Raw genomic sequence first — 25284 nt, 5'->3', positions numbered from 1 at the left:
ACCGATTAACCATTTTAAACAGTTAACCATTAATGAAGAAATTTTTAAAAATAACAGCAGCGATAGTAATATTGCTGCTTATTTTTTTTGCTGGTGTTTTAAAATACCGAAAATATCAGGCAGGGCAAACGCTGATTCCGCAAAATGCTACGGGGATCATTAAAATCAATGTTGATGAGCTTTATCAAACAATTGCTTTGAATATGCTCGGTAATCCAGGTTATTATTTTAAATCTGATGTTAAGAAAGCCAATGCAATTAAAATAGATAAATATGCCACAGGTTTATCAGTCCCTGCCAGTATTTATTTCTATACTCTTGCAGGACAGCCTCTTGGTACTGTATTTTCCCGTTTGGAGCTAAAAAACAGTGCAGATTTTGAAAATTTCGCCAAAAATGTGCTTCACCTGCAAATTATAAAAAAAGCAAAAGGCATAAGTATGGCCAAATCTAGATTGGGTAATTTTGTGCTCTGTTACAATAACAAAGCGGTGGCGATGGTTATAACACCTCAAATTAAAGGCTTCGATACTATATTGACTAATATTTTAAACCAGAAAAAGATGGTTAGGGTGGCTGAAAGTCCGTTTAAAGAGGTATTAGATCAAAAACAGCATGTGGTGTTTGCCAATACTAAAAATAATGGCTGGATTGATTTTAAAAGTGGTAGCGTAAATTTTAGCAATGTGTTTTTAGCCAAAGATATTTTGCCTGCAACACAATCTGTTCATCACCAATTTAACCAAAACAGTACGGTTTCTTTTTGGTTAAATGCAAACCTAAACCCCGGTAACCACAAGGTTTATAAGTTTAAGAACTTTAATTTGGAACAGGATAGCTTAATTAAATATTACAATGGAAAGCTGGATTTTGAATGGACAAACTCCATCACACAAACCGATTCTATTATCACCTACGAATATAATGATGACTTTGAAAAGGTTGAAAAGATAAGCCTACAGAAACGTAATATCCCTTCCATTTCTGTTAATTTTGGTTCGAAAGGCAATGGACTAAAAAATTACCTGGCTAAACAGGGATTGATCAATTTAGATAGCAATGTGGTAAATAAAAATGCTTTTCCGCTTTATAAAGTGTTTGTGAGCAGCAACCAGGAAAATTTAAATTTCTCGACAGTTAAAAATCAAAATACCTTAACCTCAAATGTTACTTCAACAGATTTTCTTTATTTAAATGTTGATCTGATGAAACTGGCTCAACGATTAGAAACTCCGTTCGTTACCAGTTATTTTAAAACGCTGAAGAATTTAGAAGTTAAAGGGAAGTTTTTGGATAGTAAAAAGGTTAAGATTGATGGTAAACTGGAGCTGAAAAACAGAGATATTAATTCGTTGTATCAGATTTTGAAGAGTTTATAATAGAAAAATCTCTTCATTGTGGGAAAGCTTTTTTCAGCTAACGGTCCAATCCAATTTTGGGGTTAGTAACCTTAATGTAATAGTTACAAGTAATCGTCATTTCGAGTTTCAATTTATATCATAAAAATCAATATAAATGACAGGAGAATTTTAAGGAGATAAATCTCCTAAGGTTATCGTCATTGCGAGAAGGCCTTTTTCAGCCGACGAAGCAATCTTTATAGCAGGATCACTAGCAGGAAAGATTGCTTCGTCGTTCCTCCTCGCAATGACGACTTTTCTATAGGAATCTATCAATGGTAGTGTAGCCGAGAAATCTTTGGATTACCACACTTAAAGATTTCTCCGTTACGCTGCACTTCAGGAAATGACGACCATTTTATAAGAATCAACACTATCCGTAAGTTTCATTAGCTGTCCCTTTATCTATAAACTTGATGGGACGGATGCCGATCCTTCCATCGGCAGGAGGTACAGCAGGACCAACCCACCGCGATGAAACACAGACCCTTTATTTCCAAAACAAAATGCTGTAGATACCCCTATAATGCTCTTAAATATGATTACTATCCTTCGACAGGCTCAGGATGACAATGACTAGATTATAATTCGTTTGTTTTGTGAGCCACCAAACACAAATTCAGAGCAGAAAAGCACTTCGCTAGCAAACCTTTGTATCTAAACCTGATGGGACGGATGCCGATCCTTCCATCGGCAGGAGGTACAGCAGGACCAACCTACCGCGATGAAATACAGACCTTTCATTTCCAAAACAAAATGCTGTAGATACCCCTATAATGCTCTTAAATATGATTACTATCCTTCGACAGGCTCAGGATGACAATGACTAGATTATAATTCGTTTGTTTGGTGAGCCACCAAACACAGATTCAGAGTATAAAAGCACTTCGTTAACGAATCTTTGTATCTAAACCTGATGGGACGGATGCCGATCCTTCATCGGCAGGAGGTAAGCAGGACCAACCCAGTCCAATGAAATATAGCGCGTCATTTCTAAAACTAAAAATATATTCATTATTTGGAGCGCACGGCCTGTACAAAACAAAAAGTTTCATCCCGTTTTGCGTTTTTACGCTTCGCTTCCTCGTGCCTCGTTGCTGCAGGGTAACACTCCAACCGGGGCTAAGCAGCTAAGACAGTGTTTCATTTTTAGGTTTGCATGGTGCACAAACCCCGGTTCCTAAACCCGACAATAGCGGCAGCCTCCGATTTAAGCACCAGTTTATGTTATATTTGGTGTGCTTGCTTGTTTCACAGGTTTTCTATCGGAGCTATAGCAAATGGCGGGACTGCAACCCCGCCAAGAACCACAATCCATTTGTTTTCTTATTAAAAAACTATCGATTTTGTTTGGAGCGCAATGCTTCTTCAAATCAGAAATTTCTTTACCACATTGCGCTTCAAGCCACTATAACGATCTTGAACACAAAAAAGCCCTGCAGTTTAATCCTGCAAGGCTTCATAATAAGATTGCCACATCCCGATAAAGGATCGGGATTCGCAATGACGATTAGTTGATTATGGCCAAACGCCTAAATTCATATAAGAAACCGCAATTTTATCGATTGAATTTACAAAAGCAGCTGTTCTCAATGTTTGAGTTGCTGGTTTGTTCATTAATGTTTCGCGGATTTCGTGGTAAGAATGGATCATGGTGTCTTCTAAACCAGAGTTTACCAATTCCATTTCAGATGCGCCTTTAACAATCATTAAACGATGCTCAGGAAGGATGGTTTTACCTGTAAGGTTTTCTAAAGTATTGATCAGATTGGCATTTGAATTAGCTGCATAACGGTTCTCCATACGACCGAAAGCCACGTGAGATAGGTTTTTCAACCACTCAAAATAAGAAACCGTAACACCGCCCGCATTGCAATACATATCAGGAATGATGATACCACCCATTTCGGTAAAAATTGTTTCAGCTTCTGGCGTTGTTGGACCATTTGCACCTTCGGCAATAATTTTCGCCTTGATATTACGGATATTAAGCTCGGTGAACTGGTTTTCTAAAGCTGCAGGAACAATGATATCACAATCTTGCTCTAAACCTTCCATCGAATTTTTAAAGTCTTTAGCGCCTGGAAAACCTAAAATTGAACCCGTGTTTTTACGGTGTGCAAAAACCTCATCCACATTTAATCCGTTTGCATTGTAGATAGCACCTTCAAATTCGCATAAACCTACAATGGTAGCACCAAATTCTGCCAAGAATTTAGCCGAGTGGTAGCCCACATTACCTAAACCTTGAACGATTACTCTTTTATCGCCTAAACCAGCTTTAAAGCCTATTTTAGCCATATCTTCTGCCACCTCTACACATTCGCGTACGGCATAAGCAACACCACGTCCTGTAGCTTCTTTACGGCCACGGATACCGTGCAAAGCAATTGGTTTACCAGTTACACAGCCTAAAGCGTCTAACTGACCAGGATTCATGGTCATATAAGTATCGGCAATCCAACTCATTTCGCGCTCGCCAGATCCATAATCAGGAGCAGGAACATCGATACCAGGGCCAATAAAGTTTTTCTTAATTAATTCTGTAGTATAACGGCGGGTGATGGTTTCTAATTCGGCAACACTGTATTGTTTAGTGTTAATTTTAATACCACCTTTTGCGCCGCCAAATGGAACGTTAACAATAGCACACTTGTAAGTCATTAAGGCTGCAAGCGCCATAACCTCATCTTCGTTTACCATTTCACTGTAACGGATACCACCCTTGGTAGGGCTCATGTGGTGAGAGTGTTCTACACGCCAAGCATCAATTACTTCAAAACCGTTTCCGCGGCGGATTGGGAATTGGAAACGATACACACTATTACATGTTTTAATCTGGTTCAATAAACCTTCTGGATGATTGGTGAATTGAGCCGCACTGTCAAAGTTCTTACAAACATCTGCAAAGAACTTGTTCTCGTCTGCTAGATTAGCCATTATTTATTTTTTATATTGAATAAGTTTTCGATGCAAAATTGCCTAAAAAAACTGCACATATCCAAATGCAAAAAGACTTAGTGTAAAGCAAACACCATTCTATTTTAGCCCAACAACAGGTTTTATACCCGTTGGAGAAAACTGTCGAAAACCATACCCAAACACGTTTAAATGCAGATATCTTAGGTAGCCTACATCATAAAAACGACTATTTTTATAGGTTTTCTACAGGCTATTTTGATCTAAAAAAAATTATAAAAAAAATATTCAAAACAGCCTTTTATTGCAACGTTCAACAAATAGAAGCTAAAAAACAGATCAATATTATGAATATTGCAAATACCAATAAAAAACAGAACAAAAAAAAAGTGACCAATTGTGTTGATCACTTCTTAAAGTTAACCTAAATCGTCCCGTTGATTTAATTTATAACTAACCAAACTTGATCAATAAATTACCAAGAAACAATACTGTTATGTAGGTATTTTATGTTGCTACTGCTCTGTATTTTTAATTAGAGCCTTTAAAATCAGTAAAAACCTCTTTTACAACCAGATAAATACAAAAAAAATAATGACTTTAGTCTTAAAATACAGCTATTTACCAACCATTAAAGCCAAATATGGTTTTAACCGGAATCGTATTTACGCTATTATTTATCAGTTTGGTTTTCTTTTTCTATTTTCTTTAATCTTTTATCAATTGAGAACAGGTAGGCCAACAAACCTACAAGAATAATTACGATACATATTACCACAACATATATCTTTCCATTGCTGCGAAGGCTATCAGCCATTTCTACTCCATTATCCTGTGCAAATAACTGCATAGCGGCCATCATTAATATCAGGGAGAAAAATATCTTCTTCATTTTAGTTATGTTGTTGTTTGTTTTCGTTTGTTGTTGATTGATTTTCAGAGGTAACGAAGCTATCACGAACACCTTTCATTTCACCGTAATCAGGTGTATTCGTGATGGTTTCTATTGAACGTAGTCTGAAACGGATGGTATAAACCCAATAACCGATTAATATCCAGCCTAAACATGCAGGATAAAATACCATGCGCATGCGGCTATCTAAATCGTAACTGTTAAAACCTGGGTTACCACCATTGCCTGGGTGTAATGAATCTTTTAAACGGGGTAAAACAAAAAGTAATACCACCATCATTGGGAAGGCGAAAATATTGTAAATGGCCGAAATTTTGGCTCTTTTCTGTTCTTCGTCTATCGCATTGCGCAGAATGAGGTAGGCAAAATAGAGCAAAATTGAAATGGCAGCAAAATTCTGTTTAGGATCGAAACTCCAAAACTGCCCCCAGGTATATTTAGCCCAGATAGCACCTGTTACTAAACCTAAAACGCCAAAAACTATCCCAGCGTTTACACTTTCTACGGCTTTAATATCATCTATTTCACTTTTGCTGCTTAATGACTTTACACTGTAAAAAACAGAGATCGAAAAGAGCACAATCATGGCAAACCACATCGGAACATGGAAATACAGATTACGGATTGTTTCGTTCAAAATAGCCAGATGCGGCACCCCAAGTAATAAACCTGCTATTGCAGTATAAATTACCAAAACCGAACCTAAAATTTTCCACCAAGTTTTATTCATGCGTATATTTAATTTTGAATGTTGAGTTATGAATGAACGGATGTTCTTTTCTTATGTCTTAAATAATCATTAAGGATTTAATACTTGCGAATTTCTCATTTTATAATTCAATCATTCTCTCATTCAATCATTTTTTAATCCCTCCAAAGGTAAGGAAATAACAATAAAGACGTTGCCACCATCAGTACATTCACCACCAGTAACATTGCTATTTCATCGTAACTATTCTCCCAAGGCAAGCCGTCAACTGCATTTTTGGCCAGTTTAATTAACAAGATCAACACCGGAATAATGATTGGGAAGCTTAAAATAGCCATCAACATCCCTCCATTCCCCGCTTTGCTTGCGATTGCCGAAACCATTGTAAATACAGTAGAAAAACTTAAACTCCCCAATACCACTGCTATGTAATACATCACTAAATCGGGCGGGGTAAAAGAATCGAAAACCAATGTATAAAAACCTAAAGCAATTGTAGTAAGCACCAACATGAGGAGTGTATTGTAAACCGTTTTAGAGATTAAAACCGCAGCTGGACTTGCCAAAATATAACTATACAACTGTTGGCCTTTAGTTTCTTGCAAAAAACTTTTCGATACACCATTAATTGAAGCGAAAAGCATGATGATCCAAAACAAGGCATTCCATGTTAATTTATCGCCCAGGCTAACAAAAGAGAGGTAACAAGTAAAAATGGTAGAAACTACATAGAGCAATACACCGTTAATGGTATATTTGGAGCGCCACTCTAACAATACTTCCTTGTGAATTAAATATTTAACCTCTTTGGCCAATTGCATAACCACAAAGATACTTTTATTGATAAATATTGCACGCTTAAATTGTTGTATTGTTGTAATTTTGTTTAAGAATAAGCGAAAAGGAAATTAGCCACAGAAACACTGAAGTCACGGGAAATTATGGATTACGCATCAGTTATAGCATCGCCCGTTGGCGCAATAACCATCTTAGCTGATGACGAATTTGTACATGTAATTACTTTTGCTGAAAAGGATATTACGGGATTACCAGAAAACACACTTACAGTAAAGGTAGCCAACCAGTTAAATGATTATTTTAAAGGCGATTTAAAGGATTTTGATTTCCCGTTGAAGCAAAAAGGGACTGAATTTCAACAGGAGGTCTGGCAGAATTTACTGACTATACCTTTTGGCGAAACCACTTCATATGCCAAATTTTCTGCACACAATCCATTAGCGATACGGGCTATTGCTGCAGCAAATGGAAAAAACAATATTGCCATTGTAGTACCATGCCATAGGGTAATTGGCAGTAACGGCAAACTGGTGGGGTATGCAGGTGGTTTATGGCGTAAGCAATGGCTGCTACAACACGAACGTGAAGTTTCCCAAAAAGGACAAACTGAATTAAAATTTTAAAACCATACTTTTTTTGCAGATGAATACAGACCAAGCCGAAACAACTAAAAATTATATAAAAGCCATCCGTTTAATTAATACTGAAGATAACAAATGTGCTTTTGAAACGGGTACAATCCCTATCCGTCAGCATATTAATGCAAATTATTTTTTCGCCCAAACCGATGTATCAACTTTAGAGAAGATCCCTCATCCTGCACCAAGGCGTCAATACGTAATTACGCTTAAGGGTAAACTTCGGTTTACAGTAAGCAATGGCGAAACTTTTATTATCGAGCCGGGGATTATACTCATTGCCAATGATACGGCCGGAGAAGGGCACACCTGGCAAGTTATAGAAGGCAATGAATGGGAAAGAATCTATATTCCCCTGGAAGACGATACCAACGATTATTTTATCACAGATTAGCGTTTTTAAAACCAGTTAAGCTCACAATTGCAGAAAAGCTTAAGCGGTAATTTTTTCACCACGTTTTACACTGAAAAGCATAAATATAACACCTACCAAAAGTACAATCCAGCCCCACTGGAAATGAACAACTTTACCGATAAGTTTATTGGCAAAGCCATATTTAGTGTAATTATTTGCAGTAAAATAAACAGCAACTACCGCTAAAACATACCAGATAGCCATTACAAAACTCATAAACTTAAAAGCACCCACTTTTCTGATGAACAGGACCAGCACAGAAATAGCGATAATGGCATAAGTAATTAAAAACAAACGTGCATCGGATTGATATAAATTCCAATTGCCTTTAATGGGTACTTTTAACATTGGGCAGAAACCTGCAATAACACATAACAAAATGCCTAACCAAGCCCTGAATTTATTTAATACTAACATAATTGAAAATGATTACACTGATTATAGGATTACACCGATTAATTGTTGATAGGTGATGCTTTAAAGCTAAATTGCTTGTATTTTTTCAAAAACTCCAAACTCCAAACTCCAAACTCCAAACCCCAAACCCCAAACTGATTACTGCCCTTCAATAATCCCCATCTTATCTGCGAAGTGGGCACAGTAATCACGTAAATCTTCAACAATCAACGTTTCGTTTGTGGCTTTTAAAAAGCTATCGCCCATGGTTTGTAAAGTTTCGTAGAAGAAACGTTTCATCTCATCAACAGGCATATCCTTTGTCCAAAGATCTATCTTTAAAGTATTTTTATAATTGTGGTCCCAAACCGATAAAAACATAGCCTTTGCAGGCACTTTATCAGCGTTTCCAGCATCTGTACTCTCCCAAAGTATATTATCTGGGTTATTTCCTTCATCTAACTCAACGGTTATTTTTATTTCTGCTTTTTTCATATAATATTGATTTCACCGATTTAACAGATTCCTCCGATTTAGACCGACTAATTTTTCCGGATGCAAAGATGCTTATTTAATTTGATTCCACAGATTGGTTGATTGCACCGATAAAGATTGTTGAGATATTTTTACGATTTAATTACGCTACTTTTTGGAGTATCAGCATCAAAACAGCTGCAATAACGATAAATATCAATTCAACCACCCAGATCCTTTTAATATCTTTTAAGGTGAATCGGAAAATCATATCTGTAATAAAGGTTACAAGGATAAGGCAACCTAAAATCAGGAGATAAAAGCCGCTCATATCCACATGGCGTGGTGCTGTGCTTTTCTCAGAAACTAAATTTACAGCCACTAATCCCAAACCGATGGCGCTAACAATATTTAAAGGCGTAATCCTAAGCTTCATTACTTTTTCTTATCGAATTTTTTACCTTTTTTAAAAGTCTTTACCTGCTTACCAGCCTTTGCTTTAGCTTTTTCTCGCACCTTTTTTTCTATCGCAGCAGCGTGTTTTTTCTCATGGAAAGCCCCTTTAAAATCGGGATCTTCCTTACGTTTCTGCATATCGATTTCCTTCGCAATATGTTGGCGCTCTTCGTAAGGTGTTTCATCAATAAAAACGCCTTCAGGGATTTCAGCAACAGGAATATACTGGCGGATCAATTTTTCGATCTTGCGGATATAATATTTTTCGGCATCCGTTGCAAAGGTAATCGCATCACCTTTGGCAAAAGCCCTACCTGTACGGCCAATACGGTGTACATAATCTTCTATAATGATCGGCACATCGAAATTGATTACGTGGCTTACATCACTTACATCAATACCCCTACTTGCCACATCCGTAGCCACTAAAACCCTGATATTACCTTCTTTGAAACTATTTATGGAGTTAATTCTGGTATTTTGTCCTTTATTAGCGTGGATCACACGAACATTCTCAGCACCATATCTTCGTTCAATAAAACTGTAAATATTATCAGCAACAGTTTTGGTTTTACAGAAAATGATCAGGCGATTAAAAGCCTCATCATTCTTCAGCAAATGCTGTAGTAAATTAATTTTCGTTTTGAAATTGGGAACATAGTATAAAGCCTGCGTTACATTTGCAGCAGGGGTTGCTTGCGCGGATGCCTCAATCACAAGCGGATTATTCAAGAAATCTCCGGCAATTTTCTGCACCAAATCGCTCATCGTTGCAGAAAACAACAAATTCTGACGTTTACGTGGAACGATTTCTAAAATCCGGTGAATAGAGCCAATAAAGCCCATATCCATCATTTTATCCGCTTCATCCAGTACCAAAAATTTTAGGCTCTGTGTATTAATATCACCAGCTAAATATAAATCCAGGAACCTTCCAGGTGTAGCAATCAGGATATCAACCCCTTTTGCAATTTGCTCTTTCTGTGTTTTCGGACCGATTCCACCAAAAATCACCAAAGAACGTAAATCGGTATAAGTAGAAAACAACTTTACCTGCTCGGCAATCTGCATTGCCAGTTCGCGTGTTGGAGATAAAATCAGCGCTCTTGGATTATCGCCCTGAGCATATTTCAATTGCATTAAAATTGGCAAAACAAAAGCAGCGGTTTTTCCTGTACCAGTTTCCGCAATACCGAAAATATCCTGTCCAGATAGTACCGGTGCAATTGCTTTTTCCTGTATCGGCGTGGCAACGGTGTAACCTGCATCCGCAACTGCATTTAAAATTTGCCTGTTTAACTTAAATTCTTCGAACGATTTTGCCATAGCGCACAAAGATAGTGATTAAGGTTGACGGTTAGAAGGTGTAAGGCAGAAGGTTTCAGTCAGATGCAGAATCTAAGCTTCTTTTTATCAGAATTAGGAGTAAAGCAATTTCAGTAATTCTTCGGTTCGGGCAGCCCTGCTATCCGTTTTATCCCGATGAAAATCGGGATGTCCACTACTATCAGGTTTATTTAACCAAAAACAGTAACATTAAACTCAGTTCAGCACCTTTCATCCGCCAAATTAGCGTGTCAAAATTCTCAAATCTCCTATCTAACTTCTCAAATCTATTTTTACCTTTGAAACCATGAATACTTACCTGATAAAAGCTGCCACAATTGTAAATGAAGGACAAAAAATTGTTGCCGATGTATTGATAAAAGATGGATTGATAGCCAAAATCGGTCAAAATCTATCCGCACCCGATGCGCAAGAAATTAACGCAGAAGGACAATACCTTTTACCAGGGATGATTGACGATCAGGTACATTTTCGCGAACCAGGCTTAACTCATAAAGCCGATATTTTTACCGAAAGCATGGCCGCTGTAGCCGGAGGAATTACCTCTTTCATGGAAATGCCCAATACGGTGCCCAATACCTTAACACAAAGCTTATTAACCGATAAATATGAAATTGCTGCCCAAACTTCGTTAGCGAATTATTCGTTTTATATGGGGGCCAGTAATGACAATATTGAAGAGGTTTTAAAAACCGATCCTAAAAATGTTTGCGGGATTAAAGTTTTTATGGGTTCATCAACAGGAAATATGCTGGTGGATAACGAAAAAACCTTAGAAAACATTTTTAGTAAGGCACCGATATTAGTGGCTACCCATTGTGAAGATGAAGCAACCATTCGGCATAATCTGGCCGAATTTAAAACCAAATACAACGAAGATTTAACGATAGAGATGCACCCTTTGATCCGCAGTGCAGAGGCCTGTTATAAATCTTCATCATTAGCGGTCGAACTGGCTAAAACTTATCAAACCCGCTTGCATATCTTACATATTTCTACTGCAAAAGAAATAGCACTATTTGATAATATTACCGCGCTAAAGGATAAAAAAATTACGGCTGAAGCTTGTGTGCACCACCTTTGGTTTAACGATAAAGATTACGCTTCAAAAGGAAATTTCATTAAATGGAACCCTGCGGTAAAAACCGAAGATGATCAAAAAGGTGTGCTTAAAGGTGTCCTTGAAGATTATATTGACGTAATTGCAACAGATCACGCGCCACACACATTAGCAGAAAAGCAGCAGCCTTACGCTCAAGCCCCATCTGGAGGTCCATTGGTACAGCATGCATTACCGGCCTTGTTAGAAATGCATTTACAGGGCAAAATCTCTTTAGAGAAAATCGTAGAAAAAACAGCACACAACCTGGCCATCTGTTTTGATATCGAAAAACGCGGTTTCATCCGTGAAGGGTATTGGGCAGACCTAGTGTTGGTAGACCTGAAAGATTCCTGGACAGTAACCAAACTTAATAATTTCTATAAATGTGGTTGGAGTCCGTTCGATGGAGATACCTTCCAGGCAAGTATTACCCACACTTTTGTATCAGGAAACCTGGCTTATCAAAATGGCAAATTTACGACCGATCAGATTGGAAAACGCCTAACTTTTGCAAGATAGATTTGTTATATTTATTATTTAAATGGCCATTAAATAAATGAGCACACAAAAAAAGCAGTTCATTAGGTCATCAATAATAATTTCTTTAACGATTCTTATTTATCTCTTTGGCTTTTCCCCTAGTCTGGTCCAAAAATATTATTCAATAGGTTTTTATCCTTACATCTCTTCGGCATTAAGGTTTATATCATCTATTTTTCCTTTTGCCATCGGCGATATTATTTATGCTTTATTGATTGGTTTTGTACTCTACAAAATCGTAAGGCTTTATAAACACCGAAAATCGCTAAAAAGACAGGATAGGATTCTTGTTCCTTTACAAATTCTCAACTTCTTCCTGATGCTCTATATCATTTTCAAAATTGTATGGGGTTTAAATTACAGTCGGCCAAGTATCAGTGAAGAGCTGGGTGTTGGCAATGAAAAATACAATGTCAAAGAATTGGTTGTTCTTGGCAATTATTTCATCCAAAAAACCAATAACCTAAAACTGAAACAAGGCAAAATTCCAGCTTACACAATCAAAGAACTGGAATCAAAATCGGCAGAAGCCTATTCGCTTATGTCGCGAAAAAATAAATTATTCCGATATCCAAACCCTTGCTTAAAGTCTGTTTTAAACTCATGGATGATTAGTAAAATTGGCATCGAAGGCTATTATGCACCGCTTTCTGGCGAAGCCAATATGAATATGAATTTACCGGATTTCGTTAAACCTTATGTAAGCTGTCACGAAATAGGCCATCAATTGGGCGTCGCTTATGAGGATGAAGCTAATCTTTTGGGTTATCTCACGGCAAGCAACAGCGTTGATCTGAATTACCAATATTCTGCCAATTATGAAATGTTGCGGTATATTTTGTTTGAGATCAGGATGAAATCACCTGACGATTATAAATTACTTTATTTGAAACTTTTACCGCAGGTTTTAGCCGATTTCAAAACTGAAAAAGAATTCTGGCGAAAATACAATGGCGATATGTTCGGCTATATGGATGCCGCATTCGACAGTTTCTTAAAACTGAACAATCAGAAAAAAGGAATCGATAGTTATCAGGATATTGTAATTTGGCTATGGAATATACATAAAAAGGAGTTGACAGTTGCCAATTAACGGTTGATGATGAAAAACTGCAAACCGAAAACTGAACTATCCGTGTATCGCTTCCTTAGTTCCAAAACTCTGAATTAATTCTCCTTCAAAATCTAACCATTCTTTCCAGCGTTTATCTACATCAACATCAGCACTGTATTTACGTGCAAAATTCAAAAATGTGGTATAATGCCCAGCTTCCGAAACCATTAGCTCATGATAAAACTTGGCCAGCTCCTGATCTTTTATATTTAATGAAAGTACCCTGAAACGTTCGCAGCTTCTGGCTTCAATCATTGCTGCAAACAATAACCTGTCAATAAAAGCCATATTCCGGCTTCCGTCTTTTTTGCTAAATTTTACCAAACGACCAACATAATCATCTTTCCGCTCGCGACTTAAAGTATAACCCCGTTTTTTTATAATTTCAATTACCATCTGGAAATGCTGCATTTCTTCGATGGCAATCGCTGTTAATTCATCTACAAGATCCTGATGCTCGGAATTTTGAGTAATTAAAGTAATGGCATTGGTTGCCGCTTTTTGTTCACACCAGGCATGGTCAGATAAAATTTCTTCTAAATTTGATTCAGCAATATTTGCCCAACGTGGGTCTGTCAATAATTTTAATCCTAACATGTAGTGCTTGTAATTGAGCTGCAAAATTAAGAATATTTAAGATACGTTTATATCTACCGCAGATTTAAAAGATTATGCAGATTTTACATTTCAATCCGCTAAAATCACATTTATCTGCGAGAGCCAAAAAAAAGAACTTATTTTGCGGGTAAATGAATACTAGCGCTAAGAAATTATTAATTATTGGATTTGTTTGGCCCGAACCCACTTCATCGGCAGCGGGCACGAGGATGATCCAATTGGTTGATTTATTTCTGTCTAAAGGTTATCAGATTACTTTTGCATCGGCAGCATCAAAAAGCGATTTCAGTTATGATTTTAGTAAACCTAACGTTATTGAGCAACAAATCAAACTAAACGACGAAAGTTTCAATGTGTTTCTGAAAGAATTAAACCCCGAAATAGTGCTGTTCGATCGCTTTATGGTAGAAGAGCAATATGGCTGGCGGGTTCAGCAGGAATGCCCTAATGCTGTTAGGATTTTAGATACTGAAGATTTACATTGCCTGAGAAGTGCCCGGCAGCAAAGTGACAAGAAAAAACAAACTTTAGATTTATTCTCTGATACTGCCAAAAGAGAAATGGCTTCAATTTTACGCTGCGATTTATCTATAATGATTTCGGAAGTGGAGATGGATATATTGAAAAATCAATTCAAAATTGATCATTCACTCATTTATTATCTACCTTTCCTTGAAGAAGAAATCAACACCAATACTATTGAAAAATGGATTCCATTCGAAGATCGGGCAAATTTTGTCTTTATTGGCAACTTTCTTCACGAACCCAACTGGAATACGGTACAGGTTTTAAAAACCAAAGTCTGGCCTTCACTTCGCAAAAAACTTCCTAATGCGAGTATGAATATATACGGGTCTTATGTATCTCAAAAAGTTTTGCAGTTGGATAATAAAACTGAAAGGTTTTTAATTAAGGGTAGAGCTATAGATGCGAAAGAGGCCATTTCGAAACATAGAATATTACTCGCCCCTATTCAATTTGGTGCAGGTGTAAAAGGTAAATTTATCGATGCCATGCAGGTGGGTACACCCTCGGTTACCACATCTATCGGTGCAGAAGCCATGAAAGGCAATTTAGTTTGGAACGGTAGCATTGAAGATAATTTGGAGCTATTTATTGATGAAGCCGTAAAGTTATATCAGGATAAAAATGCCTGGCAAGCTGCCCAGCAAAATGGTGTACAGATTATTAACCAAAGGTATTCTGCTAAATATTTTACAGATCAATTCATACAAGAAGTTGAAAGATTAGCTTCAGATTTAACTGCACACCGGCAAAATAACTTTTTCGGACAGATTTTAAATCATCATACTGCGCAGAGTACAAAGTACATGAGTTTGTGGATTGAGGAGAAAAATAAGTTTGAAGTTCGGAGTTGAGAGTCTTTAGTCCAGACTGGAAGCAGATTATACGCTCCAGTATTCACTGGTTTTCAGTCTGAGCCTGTCGAAGACCTTTATTTGCCGAAAATAAAACAATTGCCCTTCGACAAGCTCAGGGTGACATTTTTTTTGTTTTCTCCTTTAGTTCAATAGCACGGCCTTAGTCCCTCGGTCTCTATCCTCTTAGATCGGAACACTTTCACGTCTTGGCCAGCACAAATCATTGTTAAATAAACCTGATGGTACGGATGCCGATCCTTCAATCGGCAGGAGGTACAGCAGGGCTGCTACAACCGAAGAATTACAGAACCCTTCATTTCCTAATTATACTTCAAAACAATAAAGAATGAGAAAATGAACTTTAATCTTTACAACATTAAAACATTTCCATCTTAAAACCTTACAACATTATTGTAAATTTGCAGCCATGGCAAAAATATCAATTAACCTTGCTACAGGTTCGTTTCAAAAGGAAGAAATTATAGTTGGAATAGATTTAGGCACAACCAATAGTTTGGTGGCGTTTATCAATCCAGATAAAAATCCACAGGTAATTAACGATGCAGGTAAGGGAATATTGGTACCATCGGTGGTATACTTTAATGGCCAGAATGAAGCCGTTGTAGGTAACGAGGCTAAAGAATACTTAACCACTGATCCTTCAAACACCATTTTTTCAGTTAAAAGATTACTTGGCCGCTCTTACAAAGATGTAGCCGAACACGCAGCTATTTTTTCTTACAAAATTATAGACGATGATAGCGATGCTTTGGTGAAAATCCACGCTGGCGACCGTTTCTACACACCGATCGAATTATCGGGAGAAATTTTGAAAGAACTTAAAGCAAGAGCAGAACATGCCTTAAAAACACCGGTTAACAGGGCTGTAATCACCGTTCCTGCATATTTTAATGATAGTCAGCGTCAGGCCACACGAGATGCCGGGAAACTGGCTGGTTTAGATGTGATGCGTATTGTAAATGAACCTACCGCAGCAAGTTTGGCCTACGGAATTGGCTTAGACCCCTCACAACAAAAAACAATTGCGGTTTACGACTTAGGAGGAGGAACATTTGATGTTTCTATTCTACAGATCCAGAATGGAATTTTCGAGGTTTTGGCTACAAACGGCAATACTTATTTAGGTGGCGATGATTTCGATCGTGCCATTTTAAACTATTGGTTGGAGAAAAACAACCTCGATGTAGCAGTAGTTGCTCAGGATAATATTTTGATGCAAACCTTACGTCTACAGGCTGAGTCTGCTAAAAAAGCACTATCTACCCAGAATTTATACAACGAGCAAGTTGGCGAAATCTGGTGCACACTTGATAAACAAACTTTTGAGCAGTTAATTTCGGCGAAGGTTGAAGAAACCATCACTGCTTGTAAAAATGCATTAAAGGATGCAGATCTATCAGCCAGCGATATAGATGAGGTAATTTTAGTGGGAGGTTCAACCCGTACACCTTTTGTAAAACAGGCTGTAGAAAATTTCTTTGGTAAAAAACCACAGGATAATATCAATCCTGATGAAGTAGTAGCACTTGGAGCAGCCATTCAGGCCGATGTTTTGGCAGGAAACCGTTCTGATATCTTGTTGTTAGATGTAACGCCGCTTTCTCTGGGTATCGAAACTATGGGTGGTTTAATGGATGTAATTATTGCCCGCAACAGTAAAGTACCTACTAAAGCCGGTCGTCAATACACCACTTCAATAGATGGACAGGTAAATATGAAAATCTCTGTTTATCAGGGAGAGCGCGATTTAGTGAAAGAAAACAGAAAACTGGCTGAGTTCGACTTAAAGGGAATTCCTGCAATGCCTGCGGGTTTGCCGAAAGTAGACATCAATTTTTTACTGAATGCCGATGGAATTTTAACCGTTCAGGCGATAGAGTTACGTTCGGGCGTTAAACAAGAGATAGAAATTACGCCAAGTTATGGCTTAAGCGACGATACAGTTGAGAAAATGCTCCTTGATAGTATAGAACATGCCAAAAGTGATGTGGAGCAACGTATGCTCATTGAAGCGAGAAGCGAAGGCGAACAATTGCTTTATACCGCCGAGCGTTTTATCGAAAAACATGCTGAACATTTAACTGAAGAAGAAATTTCAGATACCAAAGTGCACATCGAAGCGCTTAGAACCGCTTTAGCTACCCAAGAAAAAGATACCATTTTGAAGAAAGCAGACGAGCTGAACGAATTTACCCGCCCTTTTGCCGAACGGGTAATGGATGCAGCGATTTCTACTGCCATGAAAGGTAAGAAGATAGAGTAGTTTTCAGTGGGCAATTCTCAGTTGTCAGTTTTTAGTTAGCAGTTGCCGATTTTAACCTAGTTGCGTCATTCTGACTTGCTTTTATAAATACGTCATTCTGAACTTGTTTCAGAATCCTTCCAGATATAAGCTGATAAGGTCCTATGTTCCTTATATGGTTTAATCTGCTTACAATCTTCATTCAGAATTTTTATTTGGAAAGCAATGCCAATGTTTATCGGCTCCGAAAGCCCCGCTTTCCGCTTTATCCCGATGAAAAAATCGGGATGTTCGCTATAATCGGGTTTAGCTAACTCGGGGCTAGCATAAAAAACTCGGGTTGCAAGGCGCTTAAACTATTTCAATCGCCAGTTTTCAGTTAGCACTTTAATATAATCGCGTCATCCTGATCCGATAGCTATTGGATTTGTTTCAGTATCTTTCCAGCTATAAGCTGATATGATCTTATGTTCCTTATATGGTTCAAATCTGTTTACAATTTTCATTCCGAACTTTTATCTGGAAAGCAAAGGCAATACTTTATCGGTTCCCATAGTCCCGCTTATTTCTACCGATGAAGAATCGGTATCCACGGTAATCGGGTTTAGCGAACTCTGGCAAGCATAAAAAACCGAGGTTGCGATGCCGCATAACCAAAGGCAAATAATTATCTTCGGTTAAGGATAAGTGCATGTATACCCTGATGTTTAACCCATGATAAATTTAAATCTCAAAGGATGAGCAAAGTAATTGATGGTGTTTATAACGGATTTATTTCTATGAAGCTGTAAAAGTCAATCCTTATGTCAAATATGATTACATCGATAAAAGTTAAAGACAATGCGAACTTGGCACTTATAGTAATTCCATTTTGTGTGTTCCCCTTAGTCTTTATGGGCATAGCCTCTTTGATAGACTTTAATTATATCTTAACCCTTATTATCTTGGTAATTCTATATACTGGATACTTAATCCTTGTATTAAAGTATCTAAAGAACCAAGAAGAAGTTTATGCGATTACAGCCACAGAGCATGAAATCTCTTTTAAAGATCTTGGCACTTATAAATGGTCAGAGATTAGAAGTATTAAAGCTAAAACTCAATACAACCTATTAATTGATAAAAACAGGAGCAAATTTCTTGACATTTCATTATTAAATGGGAAAAATTTCATGATCAATGCGACCAATTTCGATTATCCAAACCACGAACTCGAAACTATTTTTAAAACATTAGGTAAACTGGATGATTAATTATAAGTCTTTCATCTCTTTTCTTACCATACATCAAAAAGCACTACGCCTTTATCCATTAACTTTGTTAAAATTATTTTAACATGATGGAATTAGGTATCGGTATGTTTGGCGATTTGCAGATCAATGCAAAAGGAGAAATTCAACCCGCTCAGCAAAGACTTCAGGAAATTATAGCAGAAATAAAACTAATGGATGAGGTTGGTTTAGATTTCTATGGCATTGGCGAACACCATCGTCCTGATTACGCCGTATCGAGTCCTGAAATTATATTGGCCGCGGCAGCTACAGTAACCAAAAACATTAAATTAAGCAGTGCTGTTTCAGTTTTAAGTTCATCCGATCCGGTTAAATTGTATCAAAATTTTGCCACAATAGATTTGATTTCGAATGGCAGGGCCGAATTAATGGCTGGCCGTGGAAGTTTTATCGAATCGTTTCCGCTGTTTGGTTATAACCTGCAAGATTACGACGAGCTTTATGAAGAGAAGTTAGAATTGCTCCTTAAAATAAACAAGGAGCCCAAAATCAGCTGGAAGGGCAAATTCAGACCAGAACTGAATAACCAGGAAATATTACCAAGAGCCGTAAACAACAATTTAAAAATATGGGTAGCCGTTGGTGGAACGCCAGAATCAGTAGAACGTGCCGGCAGATTAGGTTTACCTGTAATGTTTGCCATCATTGGCGGTCAGCCGGTACAGTTTAAGCCACTTTTCGATTATTATAAAAGAGTTTACGAAGCTCATGGGCATGACAAGAGTAAATTTGAAGTAGGTGTGCATATGCACGCTTTATTTGGCGAAAACAGTAATGAAATTGCAGATTATTACTACCCACTTTATTCTGCTCAGATGAACAGGATTGGTAAATCACGCGGCTGGGCACCTTATCAACGCAATCAGTTCGATGCTGGCCGAAACAGTAGTGGTGCTTTAATTATTGGTGATGTAAACGAATCGGTAGAGAAGATTTTAGCCATGGAAGAAACCTTTGGCTTAACACGTTTCTCAGCACATATGGATGTAGGAGGCCCATCTCACGCAGCTTTGATGAAATCAATTGAATTATTCGGAAGCAAAATTGCACCAAAAGTACGTGAGGCTTTAAAGAAATAAATTAATCCTCGTTCTTTTTGGTGAAGATCTGCAAAAAAGAATAGATATAACAACCAACGCAGATGGCGAATAAGCTCTCTAACAGAGCGAAAACGATCATGATGGAGGTAAAAATCAGCGCTGCATTATAAAAATCAAATAGAAATACCGCGGTAATCAAAAGGCAGAATCCGAAGCCCAGGGTTGCCGCGAACTTTTTTGGCGCCAGATCCTTCATTTTCGGCGAAAGCGAAAGTCCGTCAGCTATTTTGATGGCGATAAATTTCAACAAACTAAATTTACCTGCTGTAAATGCCCTTAAAGCAAAATCAAATAGCAGAAAAACAATTGCCCAATAATTTGAAAACACAACACAAGTAATTGCGATCACAGCAACTATAAAGGCAATAATCCTAACTACATTTTCATTTATTCTTTCTGCTGATACCGGGCAAGATAATTCCATAGGGGGTAATTTTGTCGTAAAATTAGCGAATTAATTTAACCAGCCAATCAAAAAGCTACCCACTATAATGTCATTTAATTAGAAGCTAAGCTTAAAGCGTATTGTTAACCACAGATAAAAAGAATGCACACTGATAAACTCAAATACAAAAACCTGTGTTTATCTGTGTGTATCAGTGGTTGAAAACGCCGAACTACATTCTACTAGGGTAGTAAAAGCATTGCCTTAATTCATCTATTCAAATTTCTCACCTCGTTCTAAAATACATTCCTATATTTAGTAAAGTAAAATTACGCACTACCAGATATCGAATGGATAATTCAGAAAAATTAAACCTGCTATTAATTAAGCTGGAAAACCTGTTGCTCAGGCAACAAGGCTTTGAAGCCGAAATTCAAGCTTTAAGAAACGAGGTTCGCGCGCTGCAATCACCAGGTCCAGTGTCTACGCCTCCAACAATAAATCCTGAGCCAATCATTACGGCACCGCCAAGAAATACGCCTCCAGGCTTTGTCGTACAACATTCGGCTGTATCTCAACCTACCCCTGCGCCTATTCCGTCTCCGGCAAACCAAACGCAACCTAATTTCGCCGAGAGATTTAAGCGTGAAAACATGGTTAAATCTGATTTCGAGAAATTTATTGGAGAAAACCTGATTAGCAAGATTGGAATCCTGATCTTAATCATTGGTGTGGCTATTGGCGCTAAATATGCCATTGATCATGATATGGTTAGTCCACTTACCAGGATTGTATTGGGTTATGCTGTTGGAGCGGGTTTAATGGCTTTTGCCATAAAGCTTAAAGCCAAATACGAAAATTTTTCAGCAGTTTTGGTTAGTGGTGCGATTGCCATTATGTATTTTATCACTTATGCAGCTTACGATTTTTACGCCTTAATTCCACAGGGATTGGCCTTTGCCTTAATGGTCGTATTCACCTCATTTACCGTTGTTGCAGCAATTAAGTATAACAAACAGGTTATTGCCCATATTGGTTTAGTTGGCGCTTATGCCGTGCCTTTTTTACTAAGCGATGGTTCAGGCAAAGTTGGCGTTTTGTTTACCTACATGGCCATTATCAATATTGGCATCCTCGTGCTCAGTTTCAAAAAATACTGGAAGCCTTTATTCTATGCATCTTTTGGTTTAACATGGATCATCTTTTCTGCCTGGCGCTTAGATTTAAGTAGCACAAACAATTACTTTAGCCTCGCACTATTATTTTCTAGCCTATTCTTCCTCATTTTTTACATCACCAACCTGGCCTACAAAGTAAGCAAGAAAGAAGTTTTTGGCTTTAGCGACGTAATCATCTTACTTTTAAATTCATTTGTATACTACGGAATAGGTTATCTAATATTATCAGACAATAAGAACAGCACTGAATTATTAGGCTTGTTTACGTTGGCAAATGCCGTGATCCACTTTGTGGTGAGCTTAATTATTTACAAGAAAAATCTTGCAGATAAAAATCTCTTTTACCTCATCCTGGCAATGGTGATCACCTTTATTACCATGGCTGTTCCTGTTCAGTTAGATGGCGGTTGGGTAACCATTTTCTGGGTTGTAGAGGCCGCTGTATTATTCTATTTAGCACGGATAAAAAAGATTGTTATTTATGAAAAACTTTCCTTCCCATTAATATTTCTGGCTTTTTCTAGTCTGCTGGAAGATTGGATAACTTATTATGATAGCTATAACGGAAATGCAACAGTAATCACACCATTCCTTAACGTTGGCTTTTTAACCGCATGCATATTTATTGCCTGCTTCTTCTGGATGTTCAGCATCAGCAAAAAAGAAAGTGAAGAACCCGTAGCATGGGTCTGGATAAGACAGGTACTCAGTTATTCCATTCCCGCTATTTTGGTTTTTGTAATCTACATTACCTTTAGGATCGAGATTTCTAAATACTTTAATAACCTCTTCGAACTGAGCAAGATCAACACTACTCCAAAAACCAGATTTTACGATTCAATCAGTGAATACAACTATAATTACAAGACCTTAAAAACAGCGTGGATTTATATTTACACCCTATTTTTTGCTTCAGCATTAAGTTATTTGAACATTAAAAAGCTAAAAAACAGCAAACTCGCTATCACTAACCTTATTATTAACATCTGGGTTATCATCGTATTTCTAACTTTCGGACTCTATAAATTAAGTGAGCTTAGAGATGCCTATTTACTTCCCGAAAGTAAATATTTCATTATTGGTTCATTTAATATCGGCATCAGGTATGTAGCAATAGCTTTTTTTGCTCTATTGATTGTACAATGCTACCAGTTGCAGCGTTCAGGGCTATTGAAAAGAGATTTGAAAACCATGTTCGATTACCTGCTTTATCTTTCCCTCTTGTGGATCATCAGCAGCGAATTGATCAATATTTTAGAACTATCACATTCAGAAGGAAGTTATAAACTGGGATTGAGTATTCTTTGGGGCATATTTTCATTATTCTTAATTAGCATGGGTCTGGCCAAAAACAAAAAACACCTGCGTATTGGTGCTATGGTTTTATTTGGGATAACATTGATCAAACTTTTCTTTTACGATATCTATTCTTTAAGCACAATCTCCAAAACCATAGTTTTTGTGTCGTTGGGTGTGTTATTGCTCATCATTTCATTTCTTTACAATAAGTACAAACATTTAATTATAGATGATGCTAAAATTGAAAATTAACCTATTTACCTTGCTTTTGCTTTGCGCCACCATCGCAAATGCGCAAACCAATACTTACAAATTTAAGCGGCGTATAACCGGCGTTAATACGGTTTGGCATAAAATGGTGCTTCCAGATGATTTATATAAAAAAGCAAATTTAGGTTTCGGAGATTTAAGAATTTTTGGCATCAATGGAAGAGATACCATAGAAGTTCCCTACCTGTTAAAACAGCTTGCCGATAAGGTAACTACAAATGATATTACATTTAAACAGATTAACCAAAGTGCCAACCCAAATGGTTATTATTATACTTTTCAATCGCCTGGAATAAATTTAATCAACCAGATTAATTTGGCTTTTAAACAAGAAAACTTCGATTGGAAAGTTACCCTCGAAGGCAGTAACGATAATAAAGAGTGGTTTTCGATCTTAACCGACTATCGAATTCTTTCGATCAGGAACAACGATACAGATTACCATTTTACCAAATTGAATTTTCCTGATTCGAAATATCAATATTTTAGGATTGCGGTAAAAAGCCCCATACAGCCCGAATTATTGGAATCAAAAATTTCGAAAACAGATACCATAAAGGGAACCTATCAGGAGGTTAAGTATCGATCTTTCAACCTTAAAAACGACGTATCCAAAAAGGAAACAGTTATTGATGTAACCTTGACCAATCCCGTTCCCCTATCCTATTTAAAGTTGAATGCACAAAGTGATTTCGATTTCTACCGTTCCATCAAAATTGAATATGCAACAGATAGTTTTAAAACCGACAAAGGCATTCAGTTCAATTATGCGAATCTCTATGAAGGCACGATAAGTTCTCTGGAAGAGCCCGCATTCAATTTCGCGAATACCATTACATCCAGATTAAAAATCACTATCCAAAATAACGACAATAAGCCGTTACGTTTAAGCGGCTTACAGTTAAAAGGTAACATCTATGAGATTATAGCCCGGTTTGATGAACCAAAAGATGAATATGCTTTATATTATGGCAATGAGAAAGCTACAGGTCCGGTTTATGAAATTGAAAAATTCGAAAGTAAGATCCCTACAAATTTGACCAGCGTTAACATTGGAACAGAACAGCTAAACCCTGCCTATTCCATTAAAACAGAAAAACCATTATTTGAAAACAAAGCATGGCTTTGGGTATTAATGGCGGTGATTATTGCACTATTGGGCTGGTTTTCATTTAAAATGTTGAAGAATTAAGCACATAAGGTTACAAATAATATTAAGCTATAAACAAACCATGAAGAACATTTTCCAACCTGCAGTAACTAGCGAAATTATTGAAAGAATTAACAAGCTTACTCCAGCTACCACTCAACTTTGGGGTAAAATGAACGTTGCGCAGATGCTGGCACATTGCAATGTAACTTACGAAATGGTTTACGATGATATTCATCCAAAACCGGGGCCGATAATGAAGTTTATCCTGAAAAAATTAGTCAAAAGCAAAGTAGTAAGCGAAAAGCCTTATCCTAAAAATAATCAGACAGCCCCTCAATTTATTATTAAGGGTGAAAAAGATTTTGAAAAAGAAAAGATGCGTTTAATCGATTATATTAATCAAACCCAACAACTCGGCGAAAATCATTTCGATGGGAAAGAATCACATTCGTTTGGCCCGTTAGCAAAAACGGAGTGGAACAACATGTTTTATAAACACCTGGACCACCATTTAGTACAATTTGGGTCTTGATTCCAGGCCATAACAGCAAATTATTGTCAAAATCGCCCCCTTAAATCGTCACTTTTAAACCTTACGCAGGTTAAAAATCTTGCCTAACTTGTGGTAACACAAAAAATTTATATAAAATGGCAAAACCACTTGTAACATGCCTTTGGTTTGACGGACAAGCCGAAGCAGCAGCAAAATATTATTGTACAGTTTTTAAAGATTCCAAAACTACACAAGTAACTCCTATGGTTGTTACTTTCGAATTAAACGGAAATAAATTTATGGGCCTTAATGGCGGTCCGCAGTTTAAATTCGATGAGGCCATTTCTCTTATGGTAAACTGCGACAGTCAGGAAGAAATAGACTATTATTGGAATACTTTCCTAAATGACGGCGGCACAGAGAGCGTTTGCGGATGGCTAAAGGATAAATTCGGACTTTCATGGCAAATTGTTCCATCAAACATTGGTGAGCTAATGGCAACGCCCGAAAGAGCAAAAAGGGTAATGGATGCCGTTATGAAAATGAAAAAGCTTGATATGAAAAAAATGGAAGAGGCATAATTTTTAACTTCTACACCCTTTGAGTTACAAAGAAAATTGCATATCTTAG

23 protein-coding genes are annotated in these 25284 nt (G+C 37.3%); 13 read left to right on the top strand and 10 right to left on the bottom strand.

Going from position 1 to position 25284, the window contains the following annotated elements; translation table 11 throughout:
• Window positions 1-32 precede the first annotated feature (32 nt).
• On the top strand, window positions 33-1379 hold the full coding sequence (locus tag J7E57_RS25070) for a hypothetical protein (RefSeq protein ID WP_215125767.1): 1347 nt from the start codon (window positions 33-35) through the stop codon (window positions 1377-1379).
• Window positions 1380-2918: 1539 nt separating this feature from the next.
• On the opposite strand, the gene J7E57_RS25065 is transcribed toward J7E57_RS25070, so the two are convergent.
• From J7E57_RS25065 to J7E57_RS25050, 4 genes are all read right to left on the bottom strand, one after another.
• Complete coding sequence (locus J7E57_RS25065) at window positions 2919-4340, bottom strand: Glu/Leu/Phe/Val family dehydrogenase (protein ID WP_029275363.1); 1422 nt, start codon at window positions 4338-4340, stop codon at window positions 2919-2921.
• A gap of 652 nt (window positions 4341-4992) precedes the next feature.
• A complete protein-coding gene (locus J7E57_RS25060; protein WP_215125768.1) occupies window positions 4993-5211 on the bottom strand; it encodes a CcmD family protein in 219 nt (72 codons plus the stop codon).
• 1 nt (window position 5212) lies between these two features.
• Window positions 5213-5962, bottom strand: a complete 750-nt coding sequence (gene ccsA, locus J7E57_RS25055) for a cytochrome c biogenesis protein CcsA (protein WP_251030029.1) — start codon at window positions 5960-5962, stop codon at window positions 5213-5215.
• Window positions 5963-6096: 134 nt separating this feature from the next.
• A complete protein-coding gene (locus J7E57_RS25050; RefSeq protein ID WP_215125769.1) occupies window positions 6097-6762 on the bottom strand; it encodes a heme exporter protein CcmB in 666 nt (221 codons plus the stop codon).
• 120 nt (window positions 6763-6882) lie between these two features.
• Here J7E57_RS25050 and J7E57_RS25045 point away from each other — a divergent pair, with 120 nt between their 5' ends.
• Window positions 6883-7362 (top strand): methylated-DNA--[protein]-cysteine S-methyltransferase, encoded by a 480-nt coding sequence (locus J7E57_RS25045; protein WP_215125770.1) that lies wholly within the window; start codon window positions 6883-6885, stop codon window positions 7360-7362.
• Window positions 7363-7381: 19 nt separating this feature from the next.
• Window positions 7382-7771: a hypothetical protein gene (locus J7E57_RS25040; RefSeq protein ID WP_215125771.1), complete on the top strand. Its 390-nt coding sequence runs from the start codon at window positions 7382-7384 to the stop codon at window positions 7769-7771.
• 39 nt (window positions 7772-7810) lie between these two features.
• Here J7E57_RS25040 and J7E57_RS25035 read toward each other — a convergent pair whose 3' ends face one another.
• From J7E57_RS25035 to J7E57_RS25020, 4 genes are all read right to left on the bottom strand, one after another.
• Window positions 7811-8209 carry a hypothetical protein gene (locus J7E57_RS25035; RefSeq protein WP_215125772.1) on the bottom strand — a complete coding sequence of 133 codons (399 nt, stop codon included), beginning with the start codon at window positions 8207-8209 and terminating at the stop codon, window positions 7811-7813.
• A 138-nt stretch (window positions 8210-8347) separates the two neighbouring features.
• Window positions 8348-8683: a gliding motility protein GldC gene (gene gldC / locus J7E57_RS25030; protein ID WP_057932380.1), complete on the bottom strand. Its 336-nt coding sequence runs from the start codon at window positions 8681-8683 to the stop codon at window positions 8348-8350.
• A gap of 142 nt (window positions 8684-8825) precedes the next feature.
• A complete protein-coding gene (locus tag J7E57_RS25025) occupies window positions 8826-9098 on the bottom strand; it encodes a hypothetical protein (protein ID WP_215125773.1) in 273 nt (90 codons plus the stop codon).
• Window positions 9098-10444 (bottom strand): DEAD/DEAH box helicase, encoded by a 1347-nt coding sequence (locus J7E57_RS25020; protein WP_215125774.1) that lies wholly within the window; start codon window positions 10442-10444, stop codon window positions 9098-9100. Before J7E57_RS25020 ends, J7E57_RS25025 begins: the two co-directional genes overlap by 1 nt.
• A gap of 307 nt (window positions 10445-10751) precedes the next feature.
• Between J7E57_RS25020 and J7E57_RS25015 the strand changes: the two genes are divergently transcribed.
• Both J7E57_RS25015 and J7E57_RS25010 read left to right on the top strand, forming a co-directional pair.
• Entirely contained in the window at window positions 10752-12086 is a 1335-nt protein-coding gene (locus J7E57_RS25015) for a dihydroorotase (protein ID WP_215125775.1), read from the top strand.
• A gap of 37 nt (window positions 12087-12123) precedes the next feature.
• Window positions 12124-13200, top strand: a complete 1077-nt coding sequence (locus J7E57_RS25010; protein WP_215125776.1) for a DUF3810 domain-containing protein — start codon at window positions 12124-12126, stop codon at window positions 13198-13200.
• A 36-nt stretch (window positions 13201-13236) separates the two neighbouring features.
• Here J7E57_RS25010 and J7E57_RS25005 read toward each other — a convergent pair whose 3' ends face one another.
• Window positions 13237-13818, bottom strand: a complete 582-nt coding sequence (locus J7E57_RS25005) for a tRNA-(ms[2]io[6]A)-hydroxylase (RefSeq protein ID WP_215125777.1) — start codon at window positions 13816-13818, stop codon at window positions 13237-13239.
• A 152-nt stretch (window positions 13819-13970) separates the two neighbouring features.
• On the opposite strand from J7E57_RS25005, the gene J7E57_RS25000 reads away from it, so the two are divergent.
• The 4 genes from J7E57_RS25000 (at window position 13971) to J7E57_RS24985 (ending at window position 19855) form a co-directional block, all read left to right on the top strand.
• A complete protein-coding gene (locus J7E57_RS25000; RefSeq protein ID WP_215125778.1) occupies window positions 13971-15218 on the top strand; it encodes a glycosyltransferase in 1248 nt (415 codons plus the stop codon).
• Between the two features lie 430 nt (window positions 15219-15648).
• Complete coding sequence (gene dnaK / locus J7E57_RS24995) at window positions 15649-17505, top strand: molecular chaperone DnaK (RefSeq protein WP_215125779.1); 1857 nt, start codon at window positions 15649-15651, stop codon at window positions 17503-17505.
• Between the two features lie 791 nt (window positions 17506-18296).
• Entirely contained in the window at window positions 18297-18737 is a 441-nt protein-coding gene (locus J7E57_RS24990; protein WP_215125780.1) for a hypothetical protein, read from the top strand.
• 83 nt (window positions 18738-18820) lie between these two features.
• On the top strand, window positions 18821-19855 hold the full coding sequence (locus J7E57_RS24985; protein WP_410522710.1) for an Atu2307/SP_0267 family LLM class monooxygenase: 1035 nt from the start codon (window positions 18821-18823) through the stop codon (window positions 19853-19855).
• A 1-nt stretch (window position 19856) separates the two neighbouring features.
• Here the strand turns inward: J7E57_RS24985 and J7E57_RS24980 are convergent, their stop codons facing one another.
• The gene (locus tag J7E57_RS24980) at window positions 19857-20300 is read right to left on the bottom strand and encodes a DUF4395 domain-containing protein (RefSeq protein WP_215125781.1); all 444 of its coding nucleotides are present in this window, start codon (window positions 20298-20300) and stop codon (window positions 19857-19859) included.
• A gap of 311 nt (window positions 20301-20611) precedes the next feature.
• On the opposite strand from J7E57_RS24980, the gene J7E57_RS24975 reads away from it, so the two are divergent.
• The 4 genes from J7E57_RS24975 (at window position 20612) to J7E57_RS24960 (ending at window position 25235) form a co-directional block, all read left to right on the top strand.
• Window positions 20612-22990, top strand: a complete 2379-nt coding sequence (locus J7E57_RS24975; protein ID WP_215125782.1) for a DUF2339 domain-containing protein — start codon at window positions 20612-20614, stop codon at window positions 22988-22990.
• Window positions 22980-24200 (top strand): hypothetical protein, encoded by a 1221-nt coding sequence (locus J7E57_RS24970; RefSeq protein ID WP_215125783.1) that lies wholly within the window; start codon window positions 22980-22982, stop codon window positions 24198-24200. The genes J7E57_RS24975 and J7E57_RS24970 overlap by 11 nt, the downstream gene beginning before the upstream one ends.
• Before the next feature lie 40 nt (window positions 24201-24240).
• Entirely contained in the window at window positions 24241-24693 is a 453-nt protein-coding gene (locus tag J7E57_RS24965; protein ID WP_215125784.1) for a DUF1569 domain-containing protein, read from the top strand.
• A gap of 116 nt (window positions 24694-24809) precedes the next feature.
• A complete protein-coding gene (locus J7E57_RS24960) occupies window positions 24810-25235 on the top strand; it encodes a VOC family protein (protein WP_215125785.1) in 426 nt (141 codons plus the stop codon).
• Window positions 25236-25284 lie beyond the last annotated feature (49 nt).

This window comes from Pedobacter sp. ISL-64, assembly GCF_018613605.1.
Classification (GTDB): domain Bacteria; phylum Bacteroidota; class Bacteroidia; order Sphingobacteriales; family Sphingobacteriaceae; genus Pedobacter.
Note: the sequence above shows the minus strand (reverse complement) of the source record. Positions and strands in the feature narration are given on the sequence as shown.

Bases quoted from the DNA above. Each gene is read 5' to 3' on its own strand.
- dnaK (WP_215125779.1), top strand. From the start codon at position 15,649: ATGGCAAAAATATCAATTAACCTTGCTACAGGTTCGTTTCAAAAGGAA.
- J7E57_RS24975 (WP_215125782.1), top strand. From the start codon at position 20,612: ATGGATAATTCAGAAAAATTAAACCTGCTATTAATTAAGCTGGAAAAC.
- J7E57_RS25070 (WP_215125767.1), top strand. From the start codon at position 33: ATGAAGAAATTTTTAAAAATAACAGCAGCGATAGTAATATTGCTGCTT.
- J7E57_RS24965 (WP_215125784.1), top strand. From the start codon at position 24,241: ATGAAGAACATTTTCCAACCTGCAGTAACTAGCGAAATTATTGAAAGA.
- J7E57_RS25000 (WP_215125778.1), top strand. From the start codon at position 13,971: ATGAATACTAGCGCTAAGAAATTATTAATTATTGGATTTGTTTGGCCC.
- J7E57_RS25025 (WP_215125773.1), bottom strand. From the start codon at position 9,098: ATGAAGCTTAGGATTACGCCTTTAAATATTGTTAGCGCCATCGGTTTG.
- J7E57_RS25035 (WP_215125772.1), bottom strand. From the start codon at position 8,209: ATGTTAGTATTAAATAAATTCAGGGCTTGGTTAGGCATTTTGTTATGT.
- J7E57_RS25060 (WP_215125768.1), bottom strand. From the start codon at position 5,211: ATGAAGAAGATATTTTTCTCCCTGATATTAATGATGGCCGCTATGCAG.
- J7E57_RS25040 (WP_215125771.1), top strand. From the start codon at position 7,382: ATGAATACAGACCAAGCCGAAACAACTAAAAATTATATAAAAGCCATC.
- J7E57_RS25045 (WP_215125770.1), top strand. From the start codon at position 6,883: ATGGATTACGCATCAGTTATAGCATCGCCCGTTGGCGCAATAACCATC.
- gldC (WP_057932380.1), bottom strand. From the start codon at position 8,683: ATGAAAAAAGCAGAAATAAAAATAACCGTTGAGTTAGATGAAGGAAAT.
- J7E57_RS25015 (WP_215125775.1), top strand. From the start codon at position 10,752: ATGAATACTTACCTGATAAAAGCTGCCACAATTGTAAATGAAGGACAA.
- J7E57_RS24960 (WP_215125785.1), top strand. From the start codon at position 24,810: ATGGCAAAACCACTTGTAACATGCCTTTGGTTTGACGGACAAGCCGAA.
- J7E57_RS25020 (WP_215125774.1), bottom strand. From the start codon at position 10,444: ATGGCAAAATCGTTCGAAGAATTTAAGTTAAACAGGCAAATTTTAAAT.
- J7E57_RS25005 (WP_215125777.1), bottom strand. From the start codon at position 13,818: ATGTTAGGATTAAAATTATTGACAGACCCACGTTGGGCAAATATTGCT.
- J7E57_RS24980 (WP_215125781.1), bottom strand. From the start codon at position 20,300: ATGGAATTATCTTGCCCGGTATCAGCAGAAAGAATAAATGAAAATGTA.
- ccsA (WP_251030029.1), bottom strand. From the start codon at position 5,962: ATGAATAAAACTTGGTGGAAAATTTTAGGTTCGGTTTTGGTAATTTAT.
- J7E57_RS24985 (WP_410522710.1), top strand. From the start codon at position 18,821: ATGATGGAATTAGGTATCGGTATGTTTGGCGATTTGCAGATCAATGCA.
- J7E57_RS24990 (WP_215125780.1), top strand. From the start codon at position 18,297: ATGATTACATCGATAAAAGTTAAAGACAATGCGAACTTGGCACTTATA.
- J7E57_RS25010 (WP_215125776.1), top strand. From the start codon at position 12,124: ATGAGCACACAAAAAAAGCAGTTCATTAGGTCATCAATAATAATTTCT.
- J7E57_RS25065 (WP_029275363.1), bottom strand. From the start codon at position 4,340: ATGGCTAATCTAGCAGACGAGAACAAGTTCTTTGCAGATGTTTGTAAG.
- J7E57_RS25050 (WP_215125769.1), bottom strand. From the start codon at position 6,762: ATGCAATTGGCCAAAGAGGTTAAATATTTAATTCACAAGGAAGTATTG.